23 protein-coding genes and 2 tRNA genes are annotated in these 20489 nt (G+C 63.3%); 6 read left to right on the forward strand and 19 right to left on the reverse strand.

Annotated elements, in window-relative coordinates; all coding sequences use genetic code 11:
- Positions 1 to 5: 5 nt before the first annotated feature.
- The 5 genes from AC1DB0_RS08585 to AC1DB0_RS08605 all read right to left on the reverse strand — a co-directional run bounded on the left by AC1DB0_RS08585 (position 6) and on the right by AC1DB0_RS08605 (position 3913).
- On the reverse strand, positions 6 to 1202 hold the full coding sequence (locus tag AC1DB0_RS08585) for an aminotransferase class V-fold PLP-dependent enzyme (RefSeq protein WP_476757355.1): 1197 nt from the start codon (positions 1200 to 1202) through the stop codon (positions 6 to 8).
- Positions 1203 to 1266: 64 nt separating this feature from the next.
- Positions 1267 to 1740, reverse strand: coding sequence for a RidA family protein (locus AC1DB0_RS08590; protein ID WP_054421024.1), 474 nt, complete (start codon positions 1738 to 1740; stop codon positions 1267 to 1269).
- 94 nt (positions 1741 to 1834) lie between these two features.
- Entirely contained in the window at positions 1835 to 2785 is a 951-nt protein-coding gene (gene gcvA / locus AC1DB0_RS08595; protein WP_476757356.1) for a transcriptional regulator GcvA, read from the reverse strand.
- Positions 2786 to 2970: 185 nt separating this feature from the next.
- Positions 2971 to 3046: transfer RNA gene (locus AC1DB0_RS08600), tRNA-Asn, on the reverse strand.
- A gap of 66 nt (positions 3047 to 3112) precedes the next feature.
- Entirely contained in the window at positions 3113 to 3913 is an 801-nt protein-coding gene (locus AC1DB0_RS08605; RefSeq protein WP_476757357.1) for an IclR family transcriptional regulator, read from the reverse strand.
- 181 nt (positions 3914 to 4094) lie between these two features.
- Here AC1DB0_RS08605 and AC1DB0_RS08610 point away from each other — a divergent pair, with 181 nt between their 5' ends.
- From AC1DB0_RS08610 to AC1DB0_RS08620, 3 genes are all read left to right on the forward strand, one after another.
- The gene (locus AC1DB0_RS08610) at positions 4095 to 5516 is read left to right on the forward strand and encodes an amidase (protein ID WP_476757358.1); all 1422 of its coding nucleotides are present in this window, start codon (positions 4095 to 4097) and stop codon (positions 5514 to 5516) included.
- Between the two features lie 30 nt (positions 5517 to 5546).
- Positions 5547 to 6512, forward strand: a complete 966-nt coding sequence (locus tag AC1DB0_RS08615) for a Bug family tripartite tricarboxylate transporter substrate binding protein (protein WP_342066326.1) — start codon at positions 5547 to 5549, stop codon at positions 6510 to 6512.
- Between the two features lie 135 nt (positions 6513 to 6647).
- On the forward strand, positions 6648 to 8036 hold the full coding sequence (locus tag AC1DB0_RS08620) for a GntP family permease (protein ID WP_054421028.1): 1389 nt from the start codon (positions 6648 to 6650) through the stop codon (positions 8034 to 8036).
- Positions 8037 to 8132: 96 nt separating this feature from the next.
- On the opposite strand, the gene AC1DB0_RS08625 is transcribed toward AC1DB0_RS08620, so the two are convergent.
- Positions 8133 to 8972 (reverse strand): MBL fold metallo-hydrolase, encoded by an 840-nt coding sequence (locus AC1DB0_RS08625; RefSeq protein ID WP_054421029.1) that lies wholly within the window; start codon positions 8970 to 8972, stop codon positions 8133 to 8135.
- 27 nt (positions 8973 to 8999) lie between these two features.
- Positions 9000 to 9527, reverse strand: coding sequence for a sugar ABC transporter (locus AC1DB0_RS08630; protein WP_476757448.1), 528 nt, complete (start codon positions 9525 to 9527; stop codon positions 9000 to 9002).
- A gap of 166 nt (positions 9528 to 9693) precedes the next feature.
- Here AC1DB0_RS08630 and AC1DB0_RS08635 point away from each other — a divergent pair, with 166 nt between their 5' ends.
- Positions 9694 to 10587, forward strand: coding sequence for a LysR substrate-binding domain-containing protein (locus AC1DB0_RS08635; protein WP_476757449.1), 894 nt, complete (start codon positions 9694 to 9696; stop codon positions 10585 to 10587).
- A 53-nt stretch (positions 10588 to 10640) separates the two neighbouring features.
- Here the strand turns inward: AC1DB0_RS08635 and AC1DB0_RS08640 are convergent.
- From AC1DB0_RS08640 to petA, 6 genes are all read right to left on the reverse strand, one after another.
- Positions 10641 to 10716: transfer RNA gene (locus tag AC1DB0_RS08640), tRNA-Thr, on the reverse strand.
- Between the two features lie 125 nt (positions 10717 to 10841).
- A complete protein-coding gene (locus AC1DB0_RS08645) occupies positions 10842 to 11294 on the reverse strand; it encodes a ClpXP protease specificity-enhancing factor (protein WP_054421031.1) in 453 nt (150 codons plus the stop codon).
- A gap of 12 nt (positions 11295 to 11306) precedes the next feature.
- Positions 11307 to 11918 carry a glutathione S-transferase N-terminal domain-containing protein gene (locus AC1DB0_RS08650; protein WP_006388039.1) on the reverse strand — a complete coding sequence of 204 codons (612 nt, stop codon included), beginning with the start codon at positions 11916 to 11918 and terminating at the stop codon, positions 11307 to 11309.
- 153 nt (positions 11919 to 12071) lie between these two features.
- A complete protein-coding gene (locus AC1DB0_RS08655; protein WP_054421032.1) occupies positions 12072 to 12935 on the reverse strand; it encodes a cytochrome c1 in 864 nt (287 codons plus the stop codon).
- A 24-nt stretch (positions 12936 to 12959) separates the two neighbouring features.
- Positions 12960 to 14348 (reverse strand): cytochrome b, encoded by a 1389-nt coding sequence (locus tag AC1DB0_RS08660; protein WP_006224519.1) that lies wholly within the window; start codon positions 14346 to 14348, stop codon positions 12960 to 12962.
- A 75-nt stretch (positions 14349 to 14423) separates the two neighbouring features.
- The gene (gene petA / locus AC1DB0_RS08665) at positions 14424 to 15065 is read right to left on the reverse strand and encodes a ubiquinol-cytochrome c reductase iron-sulfur subunit (RefSeq protein ID WP_054421033.1); all 642 of its coding nucleotides are present in this window, start codon (positions 15063 to 15065) and stop codon (positions 14424 to 14426) included.
- Between the two features lie 140 nt (positions 15066 to 15205).
- Here petA and mscL point away from each other — a divergent pair, with 140 nt between their 5' ends.
- Positions 15206 to 15655, forward strand: coding sequence for a large conductance mechanosensitive channel protein MscL (gene mscL / locus AC1DB0_RS08670; RefSeq protein ID WP_006224521.1), 450 nt, complete (start codon positions 15206 to 15208; stop codon positions 15653 to 15655).
- Positions 15656 to 15683: 28 nt separating this feature from the next.
- On the opposite strand, the gene AC1DB0_RS08675 is transcribed toward mscL, so the two are convergent.
- On the reverse strand, positions 15684 to 16460 hold the full coding sequence (locus AC1DB0_RS08675; RefSeq protein WP_054421034.1) for a Nif3-like dinuclear metal center hexameric protein: 777 nt from the start codon (positions 16458 to 16460) through the stop codon (positions 15684 to 15686).
- A gap of 19 nt (positions 16461 to 16479) precedes the next feature.
- On the opposite strand from AC1DB0_RS08675, the gene AC1DB0_RS08680 reads away from it, so the two are divergent.
- A complete protein-coding gene (locus tag AC1DB0_RS08680; RefSeq protein ID WP_476758643.1) occupies positions 16480 to 17640 on the forward strand; it encodes a trypsin-like peptidase domain-containing protein in 1161 nt (386 codons plus the stop codon).
- A gap of 74 nt (positions 17641 to 17714) precedes the next feature.
- Here AC1DB0_RS08680 and AC1DB0_RS08685 read toward each other — a convergent pair whose 3' ends face one another.
- The 5 genes from AC1DB0_RS08685 to AC1DB0_RS08705 form a co-directional block, all read right to left on the reverse strand.
- Positions 17715 to 18266 (reverse strand): helix-turn-helix domain-containing protein, encoded by a 552-nt coding sequence (locus AC1DB0_RS08685; RefSeq protein WP_476757360.1) that lies wholly within the window; start codon positions 18264 to 18266, stop codon positions 17715 to 17717.
- Positions 18267 to 18349: 83 nt separating this feature from the next.
- Positions 18350 to 19141 (reverse strand): twin-arginine translocase subunit TatC, encoded by a 792-nt coding sequence (gene tatC, locus AC1DB0_RS08690; protein WP_054421037.1) that lies wholly within the window; start codon positions 19139 to 19141, stop codon positions 18350 to 18352.
- Positions 19138 to 19803 carry a Sec-independent protein translocase protein TatB gene (gene tatB / locus AC1DB0_RS08695; protein ID WP_476757361.1) on the reverse strand — a complete coding sequence of 222 codons (666 nt, stop codon included), beginning with the start codon at positions 19801 to 19803 and terminating at the stop codon, positions 19138 to 19140. The genes tatC and tatB overlap by 4 nt, the downstream gene beginning before the upstream one ends.
- Before the next feature lie 72 nt (positions 19804 to 19875).
- Positions 19876 to 20103 carry a Sec-independent protein translocase subunit TatA gene (tatA, locus tag AC1DB0_RS08700; RefSeq protein ID WP_006216828.1) on the reverse strand — a complete coding sequence of 76 codons (228 nt, stop codon included), beginning with the start codon at positions 20101 to 20103 and terminating at the stop codon, positions 19876 to 19878.
- A gap of 14 nt (positions 20104 to 20117) precedes the next feature.
- Complete coding sequence (locus tag AC1DB0_RS08705) at positions 20118 to 20486, reverse strand: histidine triad nucleotide-binding protein (RefSeq protein ID WP_006224531.1); 369 nt, start codon at positions 20484 to 20486, stop codon at positions 20118 to 20120.
- Positions 20487 to 20489: the final 3 nt, after the last annotated feature.

Raw genomic sequence — 20489 nt, forward strand, 5'->3', positions numbered from 1 at the left:
AAGGCTTATCGCGCCAGCTTGCGCAAGCCATCCAGCAGCTGGCTGATTTCGTCGTCGCTCGTCAGGTAGCTGACGGAGGCCCGCGCAATCTGCGTCAGACCCCGCGCCTGCATGTCCAGCGGCGTGTAGGGCACGCCATTGCTGCCGATGGTGATGCCTTGCGCCGCCAGTGCGCGCTGCACATCGGCCGCGTCCTGGCCCGCCAGATTGAAGGCCACCAGCCCCGATTGTTCGTGGCCCTGATCCAGCACGGTGATGCCGTCAATGGCGGCAAGCTCCGTGCGCAGCGTGCGGGCGGTGGCGTCGATGGTGGCGCGGATCGTGTCCAAGCCCAGGTCCAGCGCTTCCTGCAAGGCGTTGGCCAGGCCGCAACGCAAGGCCAGCGCGCTCTCGGCGCCTTCCAGGCGCGCGGCATCGGCGCGCAGCACGGGCTGGCCGTCGGCGTTCAAGGGGGCGGAGTGGGTGTCGACGAAGGCGGGCGTGAGCTGATCCAGGAACGCGCGGCGCACATACAAGAGGCCGGTGCCGCGCGGGCCGCGCAAGGCTTTGCGCCCCGGGCCGGTCAACACGTCGCAGCCAACTTGCTCCACATCAATGGGTAGTTGGCCGAGCGCTTGCGCGGCGTCGACGAAGTACGGAATGCCGTGTTGGCGCGCCACGCGTCCGATCGCGGCGGCCGGGTTGATCAGGCCGCCGTTGGCAGGCAGCCACGTCAGCACAATGAGGCGCACGCGTTCGTCCACCATGGCGGCAAGCGCATCGGCGTCCACGCAGCCGCTCGCATCCGACGGAATCGTTTCAAGCACCGCGCCGGCGCGTTCGGCGTGAAGCCGCATCGTGGCCAGATTGCCGCCCCATTCGTGGCGGCCGACCAGAATGCGGCCACCGGGCTGCCAGCGCGGCAGCGCCGCGAAGGCCGCGCCCCAGCCATGGGAATTGCCGGTGGTCAGCGCAATCTCTTCAGGCTGCGCGTTAAGCAACTGCGCGCCCAGCGTGCGGGCGCTTTCGGTCAGCGCGCGTGACCGCACTCCGGCTTCCATCGGCCCTTGCGTGGCTTCGCGCAGCAGGTGCTCGTGGACGGCATCCACGGTCGCGGCGGACGGTAGCGACGAACCGGCATGGTTGAAGTGGACGCAGCGTTGCGCACCGGGCGTGCGGGCGCGCAAGGCGAGTCGGGCGTCGGAAGTCAGAGGGGCAGACATGGGGGGCTCGGAGCGTGTCGTAGGCGCAGGCTCAGACGAGCCTGCGATGGATGTTGTCGAAAAATCAGGCGGGCGTGAGCGCAATCACGGCTTCAACTTCCACGGCCACGCCTTGCGGCAACGAGGCCACACCCACCGCGCTGCGCGAATGGCGGCCGGCGTCGCCGAACACGTCCACCATCAGGTCGGACGCGCCATTGGCGACGGCGCTTTGGCGGTTGAAATCCGGCGTGCTGGCCACGAATACGCCCAGGCGCACCACGCGTGCAACGCGGTCCAGGCGGTCGCCGGTGGCGGCGGCGATTTGCGACAGGATGCCCAGGCCGGACAGCTTGGCGGCTTCAACGCCATCGGCATCGGAAATCTGGTTGCCCAATTGGCCCAGGTACTGGGGCTTGCCGCCTTTGCGCGAAATTTGGCCCGAGATATAGAGCAGGTTGCCTTCCAGAACAAACGGAACGTAGTTGGCGGCGGGGGCGGAGGCGGCTTCCAGGGCGTAGCCCAGTTCGGCCACGCGGCCAGAGATCGAGCGGGTCATGTCGGTGCACCTTAAACGGTTGGAGATAGCGTTGATGCTATCGGTGCGGGCCGCGTCTGACCAATCAATTCTTGCGCTTTACGTATGAGTAAAACTAATGCGTTCCGGTTCCGGTTCCGGTTCCGGTTCCAGTGCCGGAGCCAGTGGATTCGGCGGCGGCCTGCTTCAGCCAGTCATGCAGCATTTGCGCTGCGGGGGTGAGCGCGCCGCGCGGCGCGACGAACCACCAGCCGATGCGCGCATCTTCCAGCACGGCGTCAGGCAGCGCCTGCACCAGCGCGCCACTGGCCAGGTGCGGGGCAATCAGCCGGTGCCGGCCCATCGCCAGGCCCTGCCCCGCCAACGCCGCTTCGACGACGATGTTGTAGTCGTGCAGGCGCACGGTCTGCGCGCGGCCCAGGTCCATCCCATAGCGCCGTGCCCAGGCGTCCCATTCAAAGGGCTGCTTGGCGTGCGAGGTCAGTAGCGGATGGCGCAGCAGATCGTCCGGCGTGCGCGGGCGCTTGCGGCCGGCGACAAGGCTGGGCGCGCAGACCACAGACAGCCGCTCGGTCATCAACAGCCGCGATTTCACCCCGGGCCACACGCCGCGCCCATAGCGGATGGCGACGTCCACATCGCCGCCTGCCACGTCGGCCAGGCTGATGTCGGGTTGCAGTTGCAGGTCGATATCGGGATGCGCGGCCGCGAAGGCTGGCAAGCGCGGCGCGAGCCAGCGGGTGGCGAACGAGGCTAGCAGCCCTACCGTCAGCGTCGTACGCGCCACAGCCGGTGCGCGGATCGCGTCGGTGCCTTGCCGCAGCAATTCGAACGCGGCATGCACATGGTCGTAATATGCCTGCCCCGCGGGCGTCAACGCGACGGCGCGCGTGCGCCGTTCAAACAGCGCCAATCCCAATTCGCGTTCCAGCCGTTGGATATGGTGGCTGATGGCGCTTTGCGTGACGAAGAGTTCCTGCGCGGCCAGCGAAAAGCTCAAGCGGCGCGCGGCCGCTTCGAACGCGCGCAGGGAAACCAGGGCAGGCAGGGATCGCGTGGAACGCATGGAATCAGCAGTGCAGCATCAGGACGGGATGCGCGTCATCCTACGCTGATCGAAAGGCGCGGGGCAAAAGCCCAATGCAAAAAGCCCAATGCAAAAAGCCCAATGCAAAAAGCCCGCAACCAAAGTTGCGGGCTTTTTTAGGGGTACTGCGAGCAATGCGGATGAAGCTTGCATTGCTGAATTCTTGGCTCCCCGAGCTGGGCTCGAACCAGCGACCTGCGGATTAACAGTCCGTCGCTCTACCGACTGAGCTATCGGGGAACAGGTAGAGGGGCCGAATTATGCACAAAAAATCGAAAGAATGCAAAGCGGGTGGAAAATTTTCTGTCAGGCGTGCTGAATCGCCTGGGCCGTGCGGAACAGTTGCGGCACGATATCGCGCAGCAAACGGTCGCTGGGATAGTCGTGGCGGGGCGCGCTGACGCTGATTGCCGCCAGTGGCACGTCTCGCGCATCGCGTAGCAACACGGCCGCGCCAACCTGGTTTTGCAGCACCTGATCTTCGGTCAATGCATAGCCGTCGTCGCGCGCTTGCCGGATCAGCGCCAGCAAGGCGCCGGGCTCGACCACGGTGCGCGGCGTGAACGCGCGCGGGGGCGACCGCTGTAGGGTCTGGCCGATGGCGCTGTCGTCCAACTGCGTCAGCAGCATGCGCCCGCCGCTGTTGCACCAGGCCGGCATGCGGCGGCCCGGCAGCATTTCGGCCAACGTCAACTGCCGGCTGGGCAGGCGCAGCAGATAGATCATGTCATCGCCCGCCAGCACGCTCATGTGCACGGCCAGGCCGCAGCGATCACGCAGCGCGACCAGATGCGGTGCGGCCATGGATACCAGGCGGTCGCTGCGCAGAAAGTAATAGCCCAGCTCCACCACGCGCGGCCCCAGGCGGTAGCGGCGCGTGGCCGGGTCCTTGACCAAGTAGCCCAGGCGTTCCCACGTATGCGCAAAGCGTTGCGCCGCGCTTTTGCCCAGGCCGGTCAGGGTAGCGATGTCGGTCAGCCCCAAGGAGTCCGAGGCGTCACGAAAAGCGTCCAGCACGCGCATGCCCTTTTCCAGCGACGCGACGAACAAGGGGTCGTCGGCATCGGGAGTGGGGATGTCAGCAACCGGATGTTGGCGAGGGGTCATGAGCGTCTGGCCGAGGTCTTGCACAAGGGAAATGGCGGGGTGGCGCGGGTTTGGCGCGGCGGTGGCGCGGCGTTGGCGCACGTGGCGGGGCTAGTTTCCCCGAATTGTTCGCGCACCAAATACGCACTATAAAGTTGATTATTCAATACTTTGTATCGCATAGCAATACAACCAAGCCGCAATGACTTCGACTTCCCCCCTTTGCGAGATGACCGCCGTGGCCCTGCGCGCCGAGATCGCCGCCGGCCATGTCAGCGCCCGCGACGTCACCGCCGCCCATCTGGCGCGCATCGACGCCTGCAACCCCAGTGTGAACGCGATTGTGACGCTGGACGCCGAAGGCGCGCTGGCCCGCGCTGCGCAAGCCGACGAACGCCAGGCCGCCGGCCACCCGCTGGGCTTGCTGCATGGCTTGCCGATCGTGCACAAGGATTCGTTCCTGACGGCCGGCATGCGCACCACCTACGGCTCGCCGCTATATCGCGATTTCGTGCCTGAGCGCGACAGCCTCATCGTCAGCCGCGAACGCGCGGCCGGCGCCATTACGCTGGGCAAGACCAACCTGCCCGAATTCGGCGCGGGCTCGCAGACGTTCAACACGGTCTTCGGCGCCACCCGCAACCCCTACGACCTTCGCCTGACTGCGGGGGGCAGCAGTGGCGGCGCGGCCGCCGCGTTGGCCGCGCGCATGACGCCGCTGGCCGACGGCACGGACATGGGCGGCTCGCTGCGCAACCCCGCGTCATTCTGCAACGTGGTGGGCCTGCGCCCGTCGCCCGGCCGCGTGCCGCAATGGCCCACGGCCAGCCCGTACAACGCGCTGACGGTGGCCGGCCCCATGGCCCGCACGGTGGCCGATGTGGCGCTGCTGCTGGCCGCCACCGCGGGCAACGACGCGCGCGACCCGCTGGCCATCGACCAAGATCCCGCGCGCTTCCTGGACAGCTTGGCCCGTAATTTCAAGGGCGTGCGCATCGCCTACGCGCCGACGTGGGGCGGCCTGCCTGTCGAACGTGCGGTGTTGGAAGTGCTGGACCGCCAGCTGCCCGTCTTCGCCGAGTTAGGCGCGCACGTGGAACCCGCCTGCCCCGACTTCACCGGCGCGGACGCGTCGTTCCAGGCCTTGCGCGGCCAAACCTTCGCGGTGGGCTACGAAGCCGTGCTGCGCGAGCACCGGCATCTGTTGAAAGACACGGTCATCTGGAATATTGAACTGGGCTTGCAGCAATCGGCTGCGGCCGTCATCCAGGCCGAGCGCGACCGCGCCGCGCTGTTTGCGCGCATGCACGCCTTCATGCAGACGCACGAATTCCTGATCGGCCCGGTCAGTCAGGTGTTGCCGTTTCCGGTGGAACACGAAACCGTGAGCCGCATTGAAGACACGCCGATGCACAACTACATCGATTGGATGCGCTCGGGCTACTACCTGTCGTTGACGGGGCATCCGGCCATTTCCGTGCCCTGTGGCTTTACCGGCGAGGGGTTGCCAGTGGGCATCCAGATCGTTGGCCGGTATCGGCAGGAGCACGCCCTGCTGCAACTGGCACAAGCGTTCGAACACGCCACGCAGCACTGGCGCCGCGCGCCGGCATTGCCCAACTGACCTTCACACCTACAACACAAGGGGAAATCCATGAACCAGAAAGTCCTTCGCACGCTTGCGCTGTGCGTCCTGGCCGCCGCGCCGCTGATGGCGTCGGCGCAGAACTATCCGGCAAAACCGATCACCATGGTCGTGCCGTTCCCGCCGGGAGGCTCCACCGACGTCATCGGCCGCCTCTTTGCCGCCAAGCTGGGCGAACGGCTGGGCCAGACCGTCGTGGTCGAGAACAAGCCCGGCGCCAACACCAGCATCGGCGCGGTTGCCGTGGCGCGCGCCGCGCCTGACGGCTACACGTTCATGATCACCGGCGCGCCCACGTTCACGTTGAATCCGCTGCTGTATTCGAACCTGAACTACGACCCCATCAAGAGCTACGAATACGTCGCCATCGCGGGCAGCACGCCGTTCGTGATTCTGACGAATCCGCAAACCGGCATCGGCACGGTGGCCGACATCACCAGCAAGTCAGCCGCGCAGCCGCTTAGCTTTGGCTCGTTTGGCAACGGCTCCACGCCGCACATCGCGGGCGAGTCGCTGGCGCAGCGCACGGGAGCCAAGCTGTTGCACGTGCCCTATCGCGGCAGCGCACCGGCCATGACGGACTTGATCGGCAACCAGATTCCGCTGTCTATCGACACGCTGGTGGCTGGCCTGCCGCAAATCAAGGCAGGCAAGGCTCGCGCCGTTGCGCTGACGGGCAACGCCCGTTCGCCGCTGGTGCCCGACGTGCCCACCGTGGCCGAAAGCGGCGTCACCGGCTACGACTTCGAAACCTGGTTCGGCGTGGTCCTGCCGCACGGCACGCCGGCCCCCATCGTCAGCCGCTTGTCCAAGGAGATTCAGGCGGTCATGGCTGAACCGGATACCCGCGCCAAACTGCAAGATCTGGGCTTTGACGCCACCTATCAAGACCCGGCCGCGTTCCGCCGCAAGGTGGAAACGGAGCTGGAGCGCAATGTGGCGATCATCAAGGCGGCCGGGATCAAGCCGGATTGATGCGGATTTTGGGACGATAGCTGTTGCCAACGGCGGCAGCGCCCCACGAGCGGGATGCAGGTTGGCGACAGGCTGCATCCCTTATCATGGCACCCAGAAGGTTCGCGGCCTCTTTCGTCTTTTCTGGGTTCATCCATGTCTTCGTTCGACATTCAATTGCTGCTCACCGCCTTGGTGAGCGTCCTGGTGCTGGTCGCACTTATCGTCTCGCGCATCCGCATGCACCCGCTGCTGGCGCTGTTGATCGTCTCGATCGGCGTCGGTTTCGCCACAGGCATGGAGCCTGTGGCCATCGTCAAGAACCTGACCGATGGCGCGGGTAAAACCCTGGGCGCAGTAGGGGTAGTCATTGCGCTGGGCGCGATGCTGGGCAAGATCCTGGCGGACTCGGGCACCACCGAGCGCCTGGCCAACGCCATCTTGCAGCGCACCTCTACCCGCATGATCCCGTGGGCCATGACGCTGGTGGCTTTCGTCATCGGCATCCCGATGTTCTTTGAAGTGGGTCTGGTGGTGATGCTGCCGCTGATCTTCAGCGTGGCGCGCAAGCTGGAAAGCCAGCAGCGCTTCAAGGGGTCGGCCTATGTGTATGTGGGGGTGCCGGTGATTGCTGCGCTGGCGGCCATGCACGGCATGGTGCCGCCGCATCCGGGCCCGCTGACCGCCATTGCCACCTTGAAGACGACGGTCGGCCCGACCATGATCTACGGCTTCATCGCCGCCCTGCCCGCCATGATTTTCGGCGGGCCTCTGTATGGCGCCTTCATCGCGCCGCGCATGACGACGCGCCCCGACGCGGCGCTGCTCGATCAGTTCACCGCCACCAAGGAAACCGCAGGTGGCCACGCCGCACCCAGCGTCGGCCTGGGCGTGCTGGCGGCATTGCTGCCCGCCTTGCTGATGCTGGTGCATGCGGTGGCCGAGATGCTGCTGCCCAAGGGGTCAAGCACGCTGCACGTGGCCGCGTTTCTGGGCAACCCGATCGTCGCCATGCTGCTGGGCGTGCTGTTTGCGGCCGTGACGCTCGTCTTCATGCGCCAAGGCGATGCTGAGAAGCTGCGCGACGCGCTGGGCCAAAGCCTGAAGCCCATCGCCGGCATCATGCTGATCATTGCGGGTGGCGGCGCGTTCCAGCAGGTGCTGACCAGCGCCAAGGTCGGCGACGCCATCGTGCACCTGACGCACCAATTCGCCTTCCCGCCGCTGATCCTGGGCTGGCTGATCGCCATGCTGCTGTCGGTATCCACCGGCTCGGCCACCGTCGGCATCGTCGGTGCGGCGGGCCTGCTGGCTCCGCTGGCAGGCGCCGACCCCAACCTGAACCTGCCGCTGCTCGCGCTGTCGATCGGCTGCGGATCGCTGTTCTTCAACTACGCGAATCACGCCGGCTTCTGGATGGTGAAAGAGTCCTTTGGCATGACGATGGGCGAGGCCACGAAAACGATCTCGGTCGTGCAATCGATCGTGTCGGTGGTGGGCTTGGTGATGGTGCTGTTGTTCAACATGCTGCCGGCGTTGGGGTGATTGTGGGCCTGACGCATCGACGGGCTGCCTGAACGGCGCGCACAGGCGGTCCAAGCGGGGTATCCGACAAGGCTGCTTCGCGTCGCCGCCCCAGGCTCAGGCCTCGTAAAGCAGACCGTAGCCGCTGCCCGTTCGCTTGATTCGCGCGAAGCCGAGTTCGCCCAGATGCATGCCGGCGATCAACATACCTTCCGAGCTGACCATGTCCAGAAGCCGTGATCGTGTGGCGGCTGCCTGGGCTGCGTCTTGGTCGAATGCAATCGAGACGTCCGGCCGTTCAATCTGGATATGAGGGAAATGAACAATGTCTCCCCAGACAAGCAGGCTCTGAGCGGCGGATTCGAAAAGATAGCCGGAGTGTCCATCCGTGTGTCCCGGTAATGGCATCGCTTTGACACCGGGAAGCACCTCCCCTTCAGCGAACGTGCGAAGCGTGTTGCGGTAGCCGCTGAAGACCTGGCGTGCGATCAGGAAGTTGCCCCGGGCGCGCTCGCTGGCACGGCTTAAGTTGCCGTCGTCCTGCCAGAAGGCAAGCTCCCGCTGATGAACAACCAGTTCTGCATTCGGAAAGATGATGTGCCCGGCGGCGTCCACCAGCCCGCCGACATGGTCGGGATGGGCATGGGTGAGCAGAATGGTGTCGATATCGCCGGGTTCGACGCCAGCGAGCGACAAATTCCTTATCAGACGGCCGCCCCATTGCTTGATCCCTCCGGCCCCTGCATCGATAAGAATGGTGCGGCCAGCGCCGCGCACCACATAGCAGTTGATATGCACGGCGGCGGGCTCCTGCTGCCCGGCTTCGCTTTGCATTCTGGCGGCCTCGGATGGGTCGATATTCGAGAGAAAGTCCAGGCTGGCGGTGAGGTAGCCGTCGCTGATGGCGGTGATCGTGAAATCTCCGGCTTGCTGACTGGGAAAGGGAATGGCGGGCATCGCTATCTCCGGAAAATTTTGTTCGCTTCAAGCGCTGCGGGCGCTTGTCAGTTGGTCCGTCATCGGCGAATAGAGGTGGACGCCGTCGGGCAGCCTCTCGACAAGCTGAGCGGTTTGCCGAGGCAGTTTTGCGAGCCAACGGCGTTCCGGAAACTGTTCCAGCGCAACCGCTTGCATGCCTAAGGGCGTGAGGCCCATCTGGATCAGAGGGTCTGGGCCGCTTGCACAAAGCACGAGAAGCTCGGAGGCGCTGACCGCCGGTGCAAGGCCGATATCGCTGTACAGATTTCGGTGCCAGTCGGTGATGTGTTGCTGCCACGTTGCGAAATTACCGCCGCCTTTCTGGCGATATTCCTCGCCCGTCAGCACATCGAGACCGTCGATGGTGTGGACGGCCAGGTAGGTCGGGCAACCGTCGCTTAACGGCTTGAAGCGCTGCGACGTATGGAAGCCGGTTACCGAGATCAGGGCAGGTAGCTTTTCAAGGCTGTAGAAGGCGTTCCATTCGGCTTCGCTGGCGGGATCGGCGAAGCTGCATTCCACGGTGTAGATCATCAGATTGTCCTTCGTCACGGGCGAGGCGCTTGCGGCAGCCATCCCGTTTTCATTGCGGTAACGTAATGCTAAGTGGACAATCCCGGCCTATATAGCGATATAAAGTCAGCCTTCGGTGACATTTACTCAAGCTGATATCGAACCCATCCCCGTTGTCGAAACCCTTATGCGACGTAAGATTCCAAGCAATTCCGCGCTCCTTGCTTTTGAAGCCGCGGCTCGACATGGCAGCTTCGCGCGCGCAGCCGCGGAATTGGCGCTGACGGAAGGCGCGGTCAGTCGCCAGATCGGACGCCTTGAGGCATTTTTGAATGTCGCGCTATTCGAGCGCGTGGGAAATCGGGTTCGGCTTGCGCCCAACGGCAAGCGATACGCGGTGCAGGTGCGTGAGATTCTGGATCGGCTGGAACGTGACAGCCTCTATCTGATGGGGCAGCCCATCGAGGGGGGCAGCATTGATATTGCCGCCATTCCGACCTTCGCCACCCGTTGGCTAATTCCCCGGCTGAAGCGCTTTCAGACTGCGCATCCGAGCATTACCGTGCATATCGCCGAGCGTATGGAGCCCTTCATTCTTGCTGGCAGTGGATTCGACGCAGCCATTCATTTTGAGCATCCGGCATGGGCGGGTATGCATTTGCATCCGCTGCTGGAGGAGGTGCTTGTGCCCGTCTGTAGTCCGGCGCTGCTGGCGGAGGCCGGTGCGAATGTGTCGCTCGACCAATTGCCACGCCTTCACCGCAGGCAGAACCCGGACGCGTGGCAGCTTTATGCAAAAGAGGCCGGCATCTTGCTGACCAATTCGGCGGTAGGTGCGCGCTACGATCTGCATTCCATGCTGATAGCGGCGGCGGTCGCCGGCCTGGGAGTCGCGTTGGTGCCGCGTCTTTACATCGGGGCAGAGCTGGAACAAGGCCGTCTGGTCGCGCCTTGGGCGGACGGCAAAGCGATTACCAAGACCTTCTGCCTGGTTCTTCCTGAGCCGCTCGAGTTGAGTGCGGCCCCACTACAGGCATTTGCGAAATGGATGCTTCATGAAGCGCGGGGCTTGGCGTCGTGACGTAAGCGCCAGCGGTTTGGCGTACCCCTATGACGCTATCGCAATAGGGGTGTTGGTGCCGGTGAAAGGAATCGAACCCTCGACCTTCTCATTACAAGTGAGCTGCTCTACCAACTGAGCTACACCGGCACGGCGTGCCGGGGGCACGCGCAGGGACTGCATTGTAATGAAAAATCGGCGGGGCTGCGTGGCACCGCGGAAGATAGCGATGGCGGAGACGATGTGCCAGGCACGCCGTCCCCGCGTAGCAGATGCTATTTGACGATGGTCAGACGCGGACGCTTGGGTTCGTCGTCATCACCGCCGTCGTCGCCAGGCGCGGCGTCGGCGTCGGAGCCTTCGGGCGCGGCAGCGGTATCCGCCACGCCTTGAGCACCGGCTGCCGGCGGTTCATAGGGCTGCACTTCGAAGCCCATGCCTGCGCCGGTTTCTCGCGCGTAGATGGCGCTGACCGCGCCGACGGGAACGTAGACGTTCTCGGTCACGCCGCTGAAGCGGGCTTGGAATTCGATGAATTCATTGCCCAGCACCAGACGGTTGGTGGCCAGCGTGCCGACGTTCAGAGTGATCTGACCGTCACGCACATGCGCGACGGGCACCATGGTGTGCTCGTCAACTTGCACAGTGATGTACGGCGTGTAGCCGTTATCAGTGCACCATTCATGCAACGCGCGGATCAGATACGGTTTGGTCGAAGTTTCACCCATCACGCAACAGCCTTAACGACGCATCACTTTTTCCGAAGGCGTCAGCGCTTCGATGTAGGCCGGACGCGAGAAGATGCGTTCGGCGTACTTTTGCAGCGGGGCCGCATTCTTGGGCAGTTCAATGCCGTAGTGATCCAGGCGCCACAAGAGCGGAGCCACGGCCACGTCGAGCATCGAGAATTCTTCGCCCAGCATGTACTTGTTCTTCAGCAGCATCGGAGCCAGCTGAGCCAGGCGGTCGCGAATGTTCTGGCGCGCGTTGGCCAGCTTCTTCTCGTCGGGCTTGGCGCTGCGGTCTTCCAGCGTCGAGACGTGAACGAACAGTTCTTTCTCGAAGTTGTAGAGGAACAGGCGGGTACGGGCGCGCATCACCGGATCAGCGGGCATCAGCTGCGGGTGCGGGAAGCGCTCGTCGATGTACTCGTTGATGATGTTCGACTCGTACAGAACCAGGTCGCGTTCGACCAGAATGGGCACCTGACCGTACGGGTTCATCACCGAGATGTCTTCGGGCTTGTTGTACAGGTCGATGTCGCGGATCTCGAAATCCATACCCTTTTCGAACAACACGAAGCGGCAGCGTTGCGAAAACGGACACGTGGTTCCGGAATAGAGCACCATCATGGTGTAAGTCCTTTATTGAAAAACGAAAGGCCAGCGCCTAAATCTAGCAGGCGCTGGCCCCAATTGCCAGACGGGATAGGCGTACAGCCCTATCCTCCGCTACCGTCCCTTTTTATAGGGGGGACGGTCAAATTGCCTGGCGGGGCGTTGCGGTTAGCGCACGTGTTTCCAGTACGAGGCGTTCAAGCGCCACGTAACGAGGAAGAACAACAGCAGGAACAACATGACGCCGACGCCGATGCGGACGCGCAATGTCTGGACGGGCTCGGCCATCCAGGACATGAATGCGGTCAGATCAGCGACGTCGTTGTCGTATGTTGCGACTTGGGCCGGGTTGGCGGCCTTAAATTTGGCATCAAAGGTGGCATGGCCGTGGTAATCAGCTACCGGTTCGGCCTTGACCGTGGAAAAACCTTGAGCATCGTACACCGTCGTGACACGTTCCCAGGTTTTGGGTGTGCCTTCCTTGGCATCCTTGACTTCCACTTCATGCATCGCGGTGGTTGTCAGTTCGCGCGGACCTTGGCGTTCCCAGAGCGCGTGAGGCATGCCGACGGCGGGGAAAACCAGGTTATTCCAGCCGGTGGCGCGCGACGTGTCGCGGTAGAAAGTGCGCAGGTAGGTGTAGATGTAGTCGGCGCCGGACGGGCCGGCGTTGACCGATTTGGCGCGGGCGATCACGGACAAGTCCGGGGGCGTCGTGCCAAACCACTTCTTGGCGTCCTTGGGTGACATGGCGATATTCATCATGTCGCCCACCTTTTCGCCGGTGAACAGCAGGCTTTCCTTGATTTGCTGGTCGGTCAGACCGATGTCCTTCAGCTTGTTGTAGCGCATCGAAGAGGCGCTATGACAGTTCAGGCAGTAGTTGACGAACAGCTTGGCGCCGTTTTGCAGCGACGACATGTCGTTGACGCGGTACGGCGCCTTGTCCAGCGGGAACCCGCCCTCGGCGGCGAATGCGGCGGTGGTGCACGTGAGCATCAAGGCTACGGCACCAATCAGCTTCTTGATCATGGTTAATCCGTTATCTGGTGGGGCTCAGTGGGCGTGGAACGTAACGCGCTCAGGCACTTGCTTGAAGGTGCCAAGGCGGCTCCAGACCGGCATCAGGAAAAAGAATGCCAGGTACAGCAGCGTGCCAATTTGCGACGTGATGTTCAACGGCGGACTGGGCGGCTGCGTACCGATGTAGCCGAGCACCAGGAAGTTGACCATGAAGATGCCGTAGATCCACTTGTGCCACGTGGGCCGGTAGCGGATCGACTTGACCGGGGAATGGTCCAGCCAGGGCAGGAAGAACAAGATGACAACCGTGCCGCCCATGGCCACCACACCCCAGAACTTGGCGTCGATCACGCGCAGCAGCACGGCCACGACGATCAGGATGCCGGGGATGGCGACGCGCAGGATGCCCTTCAGGTTGCTCTTGACGAGCAACGCGATGGCGCCCAGCACCGATGCACCCGCCAGCACCCACGTGAATTCGTCGGTGGTGGCGCGCAGCATCGAGTAGAACGGCGTGAAGTACCAGACAGGCGCGATGTGCGGAGGCGTCTTCAGCGAGTCAGCAGGAATGAAGTTGTTGAACTCGAGGAAGTAGCCGCCCATCTCGGGGGCGAAGAACACGATGAACGCGAACACGAGCAAGAAGCCCGCCACGCCCATCAGGTCATGCACCGAGTAGAACGGGTGGAACGGAATGCCATCCTTCGGCCGGCCGTACTTGTCTTTCGGGCCCTGCTTGATCTCGATGCCGTCCGGGTTGTTGGAGCCCACTTCGTGCAGCGCCACCAGGTGAGCCGCCACCAGGCCCACGAGCACCAGCGGAATCGCGATGACGTGGAAGGCGAAGAAGCGGTTCAGGGTAGCGTCCGACACGACGTAGTCGCCGCGAATCCAGATCGACAGTTCAGGGCCGATGAACGGAATGGCCGCGAACAGGTTGACGATCACCTGGGCGCCCCAATACGACATCTGGCCCCACGGAAGCAGGTAGCCGAAGAAGGCTTCGGCCATCAGACAGAGGAAAATCGCCACGCCGAAAATCCACACGAGTTCGCGCGGCTTGCGGTAGGAACCGTAAAGCAGCCCGCGCAACATGTGCAGGTAGACGACGACAAAGAACATCGACGCGCCGGTGGAGTGCATATAGCGCACCAGCCAGCCCCACGGGACTTCGCGCATGATGTATTCGACGGACTGGAACGCGCGTTCGGCGTCCGGCTTGTAGTGCATGACCAGGAAAATACCGGTCACGATCTGCAGCACCAGGACCAATAAGGCCAGAGAGCCAAAGAAATACCAGAAGTTGAAATTCTTCGGTGCGTAGTACTCGGACAGATGGGCTTTCCAGGTGGAGGTCACCGGAAAGCGCCGGTCCAACCAGCCCAGCAGGCCTGTCGTCTCGACGGTTTTCTCGCCAGCCATGTAACGGCTCCTTCTCTAATACGTGTGCGTATTTGTTTTACTTACGTAATTCGGGAAAAAAGCGCGACGCGAGCGTCAGGCCTTGTTGTCTTCATCGACGCCCACAATGATGCGGGTATCGCTCAGATACTGGTAGGGCGGTACTTCGAGATTATCGGGAGCAGGCTTGTTCTTGTAGACCCGGCCGGCCAGGTCGAACGTGGAGCCATGGCACGGACAGAGGAATCCGCCTTGCCAATTGGCGCCCATGCCGCCACCGCCGCCTGTCTCGAAGTGCGAGGTGGGCGAGCAGCCCAGATGAGTACAAATGCCGACACAGACGAAGATCTCGGGCTTGCGCGAACGAGCTTCGTTTTCTGCGTATTTGGGAGTGAAACCAGGCCGCTTGGATTCGGGATCGGCCAGTAAAGGGTCGAGCGCTTTGAGACCGGCGAGTTGTTCGGGAGACCGGTGAATGATCCATACCGGCTTCCCACGCCATTCCACTGTTTTCATGGTGCCGACGGGTATATCGCCGATATCCACTTCTACAGGGGCCCCGGCCGCGCGGGCCTTTTCAGAGGGAGAAAATGTGCTCACAAGCGGCACTGCCGTTGCGACACCTGCTACGCCACCCACAGCACAGGCGGTGGTAACCCAGAAACGTCGCGAAGGATCAGGTGGCAGGTTGGGATCAACCGCACCGTCATCATCGTGCACCAGCGTATCCTGACTCATCTTCCTATCCTTGTTGATGCGCCCGCTCTACGAGTAGCATCACTTCTGCGGCATCGGGTTCGCGGGAATATGTAACAACATAGCAACCGCGTATTATAGCGCCAGCCCACTGACGGGCGTATCACGAAGGGAGTGCTTTTATGAGCAAAGCAACTGGTTTCGTCAAAGAATTCCGAGATTTCGCTGTTAAAGGCAATGCGGTTGACTTGGCGGTGGGTGTCATTATCGGCGCAGCGTTCGGCAGAATTGTTGATTCGCTAGTCAAAGACATCGTCATGCCTCTGGTCAACTTCATCCTGGGTGGTTCGGTCGATTTTTCGAACAAATTCTTGGTGCTGTCGATGCCTGCTGGCTACAACGGCCCGATGACGTATGCCGACCTCACGAAAGCCGGCGCGAACGTGTTCGCGTGGGGGAATTTCGTCACGATCATCATCAACTTTGTGTTGTTGGCGTTCGTGATTTTCTGGATGGTGAAAGCCATCTACAAGGCCCGCACCAAGGCCGAGGAAGCGCCGGCCGCACCGGCCGCAACGCCCGAAGATGTGGCGCTGCTGCGCGAGATCCGCGACCTGCTGAAAAAGCCATGAAGAAAGCGCCCCGTGGGGCGCTTTTTTATTAGGCTGGATTATCAAGGTCGACAAATTCGACCTTGATGCCGAAGTGCTCGGCAACTGCCTGGCCCAACGCTTGCGCGCCATAGCGCTCGGTGGCGTGATGACCGGCGGCGATGAACCCTACGCCGGTTTCGCGCGCCAGATGCACGGTGGATTCCGAGACTTCGCCTGTGATGTAGGCGCTGACGCCCGCGTCCACGGCGTCAGCCAGCATGCCTTGCGCGCCGCCCGTGCACCACGCCACGCGCGACACGGGTTGGTCGGGGTCGCCCACGACTAGCGGCTGGCGGCCCAGGCGTTCGGCCACGCGCGCGCCAAGTTCGCCAAGCGTTTGCACACCGGTGGCGTCGCCCAGCCACACCAGATTGTCCTGACCACAGGTTTGCGGTGAACCGTCATCGCGGCGCGCGGGTGTCAGGCCCAGCACGCGGGCCAATTGCGCGTTGTTGCCCAGTGTGGGGTGGGCGTCCAGCGGCAGGTGGTAGGCGTACAGGTTCAGGTCGTTTTTCAACGCCAACGCCATGCGCGTGCGGCGCGTGCCGATGACGCGGCGGTCTTCGTTGCGCCACATCCAGCCGTGATGCACCAGCACCGCGTCGGCGCCGCGTTCGACGGCCGTGCGCAACAACGCTTCGCTAGCGGTGACACCGGTGATAATGTGTCCGACTTCGGATCGGCCCTCCACCTGCATGCCGTTGGGGCAGTAGTCCTTGAAGCGCGCGGCTTGCAGGGTGTTGTCCAGCCAGCTGGCCAGCACGTGGGAGTCCACTTTTTTCATTGTTTGTCCTATCAGAATCATGCGCCGATATTGGCTGATCTTCTCTCAGGCCGTCACGGTCTGCCTGGGTATTCTATTCGTCGTCACGACGCTGCGGCCCGACCTGCTGCGCCTGGCCGTGCCGGGTGCGGCGCCTGCCGCGGTGGCGGCGGCCTCGCGGCCGGCCGCAGGCACGGGGACGGGCCCGGTGTCTTATGCGGATGGGGTGGCTCGCGCCGCGCCTTCTGTCGTGAACGTCTACACCACCAAGCACGTCAATGTGCCACTGATCCCGCTGCCGGATGATCCGGTGCTGCGCCAGCTGTTTGGCCAGTTGCCGGGCGTGAGCCGGCGCGAGGCCACGACCAGCCTGGGGTCCGGCGTTATCGTGAGCCAGGACGGCCATGTGCTGACCAACTATCACGTGGTGCAGGCGGCCGACGCCATTGAAGTGGCCTTGAGCGATGGCCGCCGCKACACCGCCAAGGTGGTGGGCGCCGACCCTGACACTGACCTGGCCGTGCTGAAGCTGGCCTCGTTGCGCACCCTGCCCGCCGCTGCGCTGGCTGCTGACCGCGGCTTGCGCGTGGGCGATGTGGTGCTGGCCATTGGCAATCCGTTTGGCGTGGGGCAAACCACCACGCAAGGCATTGTGTCGGCGCTGGGCCGCAATGGGCTGGGCTTGAACACGTACGAGAACTTCATTCAGACGGATGCAGCCATCAACCCGGGCAACTCGGGTGGCGCGCTGGTGGATGCGGAAGGCAACCTCGTCGGCATCAACACGGCGATCTACTCGGAATCGGGCGGGTCGATGGGCATTGGCTTTGCGACACCGGTGGAGATTGCGCGCAAGGTCATGGACGAAATCGTCAAGACGGGTGGCGTCAAGCGTGGCTGGTTGGGCGTGGAGCCGCAAGACGTCACGCCGGAACTGGCGCGCGCATTCGGGCTGGGCGGTGACGCCAAGGGCGCGATTATCGCGGGCGTGATGCGCGACGGCCCTGCCGCGCGCAGCGGCATGCGCGTGGGCGATATCGTGCAAAGCGTCAATGGCAAACGCATGGCCGACACGGCCCAGCTGTTGGCCGAGATTGCGCAGCTGCCCCCGGGCCAGCGCGCCACGCTGGGAATTCTGCGTTCAGGCAAGCCGCAGGACATGACGGTGGTGGTGGGCACGCGGCCGGGTAAGCCGCGCTGAACCGGATTCGCCTGTGAAGGCCTAGGAAGGTCTATGAGGGTCTATGAAGGCCCGTTCAGCCCCTTGAAGCCGCGCTAAGAAGAGGCGAGCGAATTCAAGGCCTGCGAACTTGCGCCCGTCGCCTGGCTGTCGACCATCAAGCGCACCATCGACAGCACGGTCTTCTTGGTGCTGTCAGGTTGCTGGCGCAGCAACACGCATATTTCGGCGCAATAGCCATCGACCTCCGGGGCGGACGCGGGTACTGCCGTGTGTATGAACGCATGCGCCGCCGCGCCCCTGTCCGCTTGCATGGCGGTATCAGTGCGTGGCACACCGTGTGGCGAACCGTGCGACACCGCATGTGGCGCCCCGAGTGGCACCGCATGTGGCACCGCATGTGGCACAGCATGTGGCACCCCATGCGGCTCGACCGCGCTGATGACGCCGTCTGACAGCCACGGCACGCTGGTATCCAGCGCGGCGGCCAGGCGTATCAACGTGGCGCGAGACGGCGAGTAGCCATCGGCACGAGTAAGGATGCGGTGAATGCAGGACTGCGGCACGCTGGAAATGCGTGCGAGCTGGTTCTGGCTATGGATACCGCGCCACCGCATCAGGGCGCGCAGTCTTTTGGCGAGGGACATGTCTGCAATGTAGGTTTGCAGCCATGTCCCGGCAAGAGTGAAACAGTCCTATATTGGCCGTCGCGGTGACGGCCGGGGCTGTCTTAATGGCGCTCGGTCAGCGAATCGGAACCGGCCTCTTCAGCCGCGCCCGCCTTGGGCTGCACCATGCGGGCGCAGATCAGCCCCACTTCGTACAGCAGGCACAGCGGCACGGCCAGCATGAACTGGCTGACCACATCGGGCGGCGTGACCACGGCGGCGATGATGAAGGCGCCGACCACGACATAGCCTCGCGCCGACCTCAGCTTGGACAGTTCAACAATGCCCATCTTCACCAGCAACACCACGGCCACCGGCACTTCGAAGGTGATGCCGAAGGCCATGAACATCGTCATCACGAAGCTCAGATAGGCCTCGATGTCCGGCGCCGGCGTGATGGATTGCGGCGCGAACGTGGCGATGAAGTGGAACACCGTGCGGAACACCACGAAATAGCAGAACGCCATGCCCGCGATGAACAGGAAGGTGCTGGAGATGATCAGCGGCAGCGCCAGGCGCTTTTCGTGGCGGTACAGGCCGGGCGCAACAAAGGCCCAGGCCTGGTACAGCACGACGGGCAGCGCCACGATGAAGGCGGCCATCATCGTGACCTTGACGGGCACCATGAACGGCGTGATGACGCCGGTGGCGATCATGCGCGTGCCTTCGGGCAGCGAGGCCAGCATGGGCGCCGCCAGCACGTCATAGATGGCCGATGCGCCCGGGTAGATGAACAGCACAATGAACACAGCCACCACGGCGCCTACGGCGCGCAGCAGACGGGTGCGCAATTCAACCAGGTGAGAGATGAAGGTCTCTTGCTGGCCTTCTTCTTGGGAGGCGTCCTGGGTCACGTCGGTGTTCCGGAGGGCGGGACGGGCTTGGCGGCGAGCGCAGCGTCGTCAGCCTGGGGCGCGCGAGGCGCCGGGGCGGGTTGTTGGGATGCGGCCGGCGCGATAACGGGCCCGTGAACCGGACCCGTCGCGGACGCCCGGACGGTAGCCGGAGCGGCAGCCGAAGCCGAGATGGCAGCGGGGCGGGGTTCGGATACGGCAGGCAGGTCCAGATCCAGGCTGTGATTCTGCCCTGGCGGCGCGATGGTGCGGGCGGCTTCGGCGGGGGCGGTGGAGGCGTTACCGACTGAGGCGTCCCCGGCAAAGGCGTCCCCGACTGACGCGTCACCCACGATCACCGGCGCGGCCTTGCCGCTGGCTTCACGGGCCACTTCGTCGAGTTCGGCGCGGAATTGCTGCACGGGTTCTTGCAGCGACGCATGCGTGTCGTTCAGCGATTGCTGCACACCTTGCGCGGCGTCTTCCATTTCGGTTTTGAACTTGCGCAGTTCATCGAGTTCGATTTCGCGCTGGATATCGGACTTCACGTCGTTGACGTAACGCTGCGCGCGCCCAAGCAGGTGGCCGACGGTGCGGGCTACTTTGGGCAGGCGTTCGGGGCCAATGACGATCAAGGCGACGACGCCGATCACCATCAGTTCAGTGAGGCTGACATCAAACATTCGACGGCCGCTCGGGAATTGAAGCAATAAGGGCCGGCCCGTTCAGGGCTGGCCCGGGAGACGAGCGGGAGCTCAGGAGTTGGTCTTTTCCTTGGCCTGCACGTCGATGGTTTCGCCGGACACGCGCTGCTGCGCGATCGGGTCAGCCGGCTTTTCGCCGTTGGCGTCCTTCATGCCTTCCTTGAAACCCTTCACTGCGCCGCCCAGGTCCGAGCCGATGTTGCGCAGTTTCTTGGTGCCGAAAATCAGCGCCACGATGACCAGAACGACCAACCAATGCCAAATGCTGAAACTACCCATGATGTTTCTCCGAATTACGCGGTGGGGGCCACGCGTCCTTTCCAGGGTCGCGAGCCGCCAATGATGTGGAAATGCAGATGCGGGACTTCCTGGCCGCCTTCGACGCCAGAGTTGATCATGATGCGAAATCCGCCATCAGGGCCCGGACGGCAACCGTTTTCGGCTGCTAGCCGCGGCGCCAACGACATCATTCTACCCAACCAACCTGCGTCCTCGCCCGTAATATCCTGCATGGATGTGACATGACGTCGAGGGATCAGCAGCAAATGTACCGGTGCTGCCGGATTGATATCGTGGAATGCAACAAAGTCCTCGTCCTCGTAGACCTTCTTGGACGGGATGTCGCCAGCGGCGATCTTGCAGAAAAGACAGTTGTCGCTCATGTT

The organism is Achromobacter sp. 10T422 (assembly GCF_056394065.1).